The 5,601-nt window shown below is 69.1% G+C and carries 3 protein-coding genes; 2 read left to right on the top strand and 1 reads right to left on the bottom strand.

Going from position 1 to position 5,601, the window contains the following annotated elements:
* Positions 1–106: 106 nt before the first annotated feature.
* Both IE321_RS40460 and IE321_RS40450 read left to right on the top strand, forming a co-directional pair.
* Entirely contained in the window at positions 107–2,311 is a 2,205-nt protein-coding gene (locus tag IE321_RS40460) for a trypsin-like serine protease (protein ID WP_190226627.1), read from the top strand.
* A 1,037-nt stretch (positions 2,312–3,348) separates the two neighbouring features.
* A complete protein-coding gene (locus tag IE321_RS40450; RefSeq protein WP_190226625.1) occupies positions 3,349–4,095 on the top strand; it encodes a hypothetical protein in 747 nt (248 codons plus the stop codon).
* 282 nt (positions 4,096–4,377) lie between these two features.
* Here IE321_RS40450 and IE321_RS40445 read toward each other — a convergent pair whose 3' ends face one another.
* Positions 4,378–4,725: a hypothetical protein gene (locus tag IE321_RS40445; RefSeq protein ID WP_190226624.1), complete on the bottom strand. Its 348-nt coding sequence runs from the start codon at positions 4,723–4,725 to the stop codon at positions 4,378–4,380.
* Positions 4,726–5,601: the final 876 nt, after the last annotated feature.

Raw genomic sequence — 5,601 nt, 5'->3', positions numbered from 1 at the left:
GCCGACCCCGAGGGCCGCGACCACATGCTCGTCGAGATCCGCACCTCCAAGTAGGAACGTCGGAGCGCCTGTTGACCTCTTGGGTCCCGCAGCAAGGAAACAACTCATGCAGCACTCCCGAGGCCTCCGCCTGGCCACGCTCGGCGCAGCCCTGATAGCGGCTCCGCTGGCGCTGTGCGTCCCACCCGCCTCCGCGGTCACCGGCACGCCCGTCGCCGACTCCGACACCACCTACGCCTACACGGCCCAGATCACCGTCGGCCCGCACGACCGCGGCTGCTCCGCCGTCCTCGTCGACGCCGAGTGGCTGCTGACCGCGGCGAGTTGCTTCGCCGCCGACCCGGCCGCTTCGCTCGCCGTCCCGGCCGGAGCCCCGCAGAAGAGCACCACCGCGATCATCGGCCGCTCCAACCTGTCCGGCACCCAGGGTGCCGAGCGGCGCGTGGTCGAGCTCGTCCCGCGTGCCGACCGCGACGTCGTCCTGGCCCGCCTCAACAGGCCGGTCGCAGGCGTCACTCCGGTGGCGCTCGCCGCGTCCGCGCCGGCAGCGGGTGAAGAGCTGAAGTTCGCCGGTTACGGCCGTAACAAGACCGAGTGGGCACCCCTCAAGCTGCACACCGCCGCCTACACCGTCGACTCGGCGGCCGCCACCTCCGCGACCGTCACCGGCAAGGACGGCGCGGCCGCCTGCATGGGCGACGCAGGTGGCCCCGTCGTACGCGCCGGCCAGCTCGTCGGCCTCAGCAGCCAGTCCTCGCAGGGGGGTTGCTACGGCATCGACCCCGCGCTGACCTCCACGGCCGGTGTCATCTCCCGTGTCGACGACCTCAAGTCCTGGATCGACGGCAAGGTCGGTGCCACGCGGATCGTGGACTTCAACGGTGACGGTCTCGAGGACATCGCGATCGCCGACCCGGCCGCCACGGTCGGCACCGACACGAACGCCGGTCTGGTGCGGATCGTGTACGGCGGGGGCAAGGGTGTCGTCGAGATCAACCAGGACCTCGACTGGGTGGCGGGGGGTGCCGAACAGGGTGACTGGTTCGGTGACTCCATGGACACCGTCGACTGGAACGAGGACGGCTACACCGACCTCGTCGTCGGCGCCACCCTCGAGGACGTGGGCACCGCAGCCGACGCGGGCTTCTTCGACATCCTGTACGGCGCCCCGGGTGGTATGGGCACCGGCGCGCTGAAGAGCACCCACTTCGAGCAGGGCGCGGGTGACGGAGCGATCAAGGCCGCCACCCCCGAGGCGGGCGACCGGATGGGCGACAACGTCGTGGCCGGCACCACCGCCGCGGGCGAGCCCTACATCGTGGTCTCGGCGCCCGGCGAGAAGGTGGGCACGATCGCCAAGGCCGGTGCGGCCTTCTACCTGCGCGGCTCCGTCAACGTCGCGATCCACCAGGACAAGACCGACGTCCCCGGTGCGGCCGAGGCGAACGACGGCTTCAGCACCTCTTTGGCCGCCGACTCCAACCACATCGCGATCGGCGCACCCAATGAGGTCATCGGTGGCGACGCCGCCGCGGGCAACCTCGCGGTGTTCAGCCACACCCTGCACGCCGACGGTCACCCCAAGCCGCTGTTCGGCCTCGACCAGGACCTCGACAACGTCTCCGGCGGCGCCGAGGCGAACGACGACTTCGCCTGGTCGCTCTCCCTGACCGACTACCGCCCCTCGGGCTCGGCCACCGCCAACGAGTCGATCCTCGCGATCGGTTCGCCCGGTGAGGCCATGTCCACGGACGGCGGCGCCACGCAGAAGGCTGACGCGGGCCGCGTCGTGGTCGGCCGCGTGTCCGCCGCGGGCGCGTGGAGCGAGACGCGTCAGCTGTGGCAGGGCACCGACGCGGACGACGTCTCCGGCACCGCCGAAGCCGGCGACCGCATGGGCGAGACCCTGACCGCCGTCAACACCGCACCCCGTGCCGTGAGCACCGGCGCCACCATGCGCCTCGCCGTCGGCACCCCCGGTGAGGCCCTCGGCACCACCGACAACGCCGGCGCCATCCACACCTTCTCCCTGGTCGCGGCGGCCGGCACCAACGACCGCTGGATCGAGGCCGGAGACGGCGACGGCATCCCCGGCACCCCGGGCGCCAACCAGTACCTGGGCCGCAACATCCACTACACCGGCACCAAGCTCTACGTCGGCATGCCCTACGGACCCGGCCTCGGCGCCCTGTACGCCCTGCCCATGTCCAACACCATCACCGGCGGAACAGTCGCACCGGTGACCGTGTACAAGCCGGGCACCGGCGGCCTGCCCAACGTCGGCACCCGCTTCGGCGCGCAAGCCCGCTGATGTAGGCGTCCGCCGCTGGACAGCCGACCGGTAGGCTTCACGCCGGCTGTCCAGCGGCCCCGCGAGCACGTGGGCCGGCAACGGCACCACTGCCGACGGACGCGAGGTCGATTCCCCTTTCGCGGCCATCAGCGCGGGATCGCGATCAAGGAGCTTCTTCGATGCGGCCACCGATCGGGTGACGGTCCGTCAAGCGCAACGAGCGAGGCCCCCGAGCTGTTGATCGAGACGTCTGACGTCTCCATCATGTTGCTCGGGGGCCTCGTTGGTCGTCCATCCTGCCGGAACGCCACGGGCTTTGAGGAACGGTGCACACCTGCCGCCGCTACGCCTTGGAGGGCCCTCGCATGCGTCTGGGTCGGCTGCGTTGTCGTCCCGACCACGTGGTGGCGGTCAAGGCCTGCAGTTCCCGCGGATTCTGCGCCTACCTGCGACAATGCGGGATTGGCCGCACCATCCCGGAGAAGTCGGACCAGGGACAGCACCGCCGCAACCGAGTCTGCTGCGGCGGCCGGCCACCCGGCTTCGACCGCGCGATATACCGCTGCCGTAACACCGTTGAGCGGTGCTTCAACTCGCTGAAGAACCACCGCGGTGTCGTGACCATGTACGGCAAGACCGCCGCCCCTACGAAGCGACGGTAACGCTCGCGCCGCTCCTGCTCTGGGCAAGAGCACTTTGAAGACGGGCTCTGGTCTTATGGGTGACGACGACGCCGGTTCCATGAGTGACTGATGCCGGCATCCGTGGGGATGGACCCAACTGCGGCGTGAGCTTCGGCAAGGAGTCGCGTTGCTCCTCGCGTATGCGGGGATGGCACCCGGCAGTTCCTCGGCATCGACGACGCCAGGACTGCTCCCTGCTCGTGCGGGGATGGTCCCTCGTCTCCTCCGTCTGCGGCGACGTCGCCGCCCTGCTCCCCGCACCCGCGGGGATGGACCCGCGGGTGGCTTCGCTCATGAAGACGGGCTCTGGGGTCATTTCTTGTGGTCAGCCCGGGCGGGGATCGTGTCGCATGCCTGGTCTAGGTTTGGCCTGTGAACCAGAGCAGCGCCACGCCCGGGACACCCCGGGAGACTGACGTGCCGTCCTACCGGGTGGTCTTGGCGGAGACCGACTGGGGTTCGCTCGAGACGGCTTTCGGGAACGGTGCATGTCTTCCCGGCATCCTGGCGCGGTTGCTGGAGCCTGATCCCAGGGTGCAGGTCGCGGCTTTGTCGGAGCTGAGTGAGCTGGTCTGCCACCAGAGCACCGTCTATGAAGCCACCGTTCCCGTCGCCGTGTTTGTCGCCGGCATCCTTACCCATCCGGCGGCCATGACCCTCCGGCCGTATCGCAGTGTCCCCATCCGGGCGGCATTGTTGAACTGGTTGGGTTCCACGGCCTGTGACGCCTCTGACGAGATGGTCGACCGCGTGCAGCAGTACTTCCCCGGCTTCCATTCCCCCGGCAGCATCGTGACGGCCTTCCGGGACCTGCGCCCGGTGCTTTACCGAGCTGTCGCGCCCTTCTTGCAGGACGGTCACGAGGACGTGCGCGAGGCCGCCGGCCTTGCCGCGCTCATCCTTGCCGAACACCCCGGGCTCGCCGAGCACCGCGATCACCTCGCCGTGCACGCGCGGGCCATCCTGGACACCAGCGGCGACGTCCATAGCCGACGCGTTGCCTGGAGGGCCCTCGAAGCATGGGGGCACGACGTCACCGACATCGAACCTTTCCAGGAGGAGCCTTGGGACTGCGGGCCGCACAGCGATGACCGAGGCGATCTCGAACCTCCCTTCTGACAGAGAGCGAACAGCCCACCGGCCAAGTGTGTGCGGCCAGCCGGGAAGCTTCCCGTACGCGCGGGGACGGCCTCCCTGCCCGTCGCCCCCCAAGCCGCAAAGGCCGGCTGCTCCCTGCGTTCGTGGGGATGGCCCCGAGGATCCCTGAACAGGTCGCTGTGGTCCGGCTGCCTCCCGTACATACGGGGGAAGGCGGATGGCCACCATCACCCTGGAAGTGCTCCACCATGCCGTCTCTGCTTCTTGCCCGCGCGGGTTCCGCTCGCTGAAGGAACCGGCAGCTTACGGCCGGAGGCTTTCCCCTTGTGGATCGAAGCAGGTGAGGCCGTGTTCGTGTGCCAACACAGCCGCATACGCGGATACTTCCTCTGCTCTGGCGTAGGACATGAGCAGGTACACGATCGGTCCCGATGCCTCATCGATGACCGGGGGCGACGCCCATACGCAACTGCGGGTGTCGTCCGGATACTGCGCGACGAGGGCTTCCACGTACGCTGTGATGCGCGGCGCCGGAGGTACGACGACATCGTCCGACTCCAGGTAACGCTCGAAGAGCTCGTTGTACATCGAGGCCGCTTGACGGTCGTCGATCGGGAGGTCGCCGTCCCACACGACGAGGTCGTAGCTCACAGTCGTATCGTCGCAGGCAGCACCTCCGCCGGTGCCGGCAGGCCCTGAGAAGGAACTGCCACCGAGTGATCCGTAGGAGAACTGCTGACCCCTCCGTCGCCACGGTGACGGACCGGCGGCCACCTCTCGGCTCAGCACCATCCATGCCGTCGCACCCCGCCCCGCGGGGGACGGACCCGCCGGCTGCGAACCGTTCGTCGTGTACACCGCCTGCGCCCCATACGTGCGGGGACGGACCCGAGATCGAGGCCGAGGACGTCGCCCCTCGCTCTGCTTCCCGCAATCGCGGGGATGGCCCCTGCGCGATCCCTTGCGTGGCTTTATCGAGCAGTAGCGACGTCGCTTGGCGAGGGGTTTGGGAGGCGCCGGGGTTCTTGCCAAGGCAGCATCGGGATGCTCCTGGTGAAAGGAGCTGGTCATGCCGAGGATCTCGAAGGTCGAGCTGTACGCGGCGATCCGGCGTGATCACCGTGGCGGCATGTCGATGCGGAGCTTGAGCGCAAGCACGGCGTGACGTGGCGGACGGCACGGAAGGCTTCGGATTCGTCGTGGCCGGAGCCGCGCCAGATGCTGCCGCCGCGGGCGACCGGAGTGGATCGCCACAAGCCGGTGATCGACGAGATCCTGCGGGCGGACCTGGACGCGCCGCGCATGCAGCGGCACACGGACATCCGGATCTTCCATCGGCTGGTCGAGAAATACGGCGCTGACGTCTCCTTCGGGATGGGCGCGGGGGAGACTGATTGTCTTGGGAGTGCCAGTTCATACGTGGGGAGGCCCCCGCCGCGATCCTTTCGCGGTGGGGGCCTGCCTTTGGGCTGGGGCGGGGTCAGGAGACGTGGTTGTAGGCGGGGAGGCCGGTCAGGAGGGGGCTGG

This window comes from Streptomyces hydrogenans, assembly GCF_014656075.1.
Classification (GTDB): Bacteria; Actinomycetota; Actinomycetes; order Streptomycetales; family Streptomycetaceae; genus Streptomyces; species Streptomyces hydrogenans.
The sequence above is the reverse complement of the archived record's forward strand: the minus strand, read 5'-3'. Positions and strand labels throughout refer to the sequence as shown.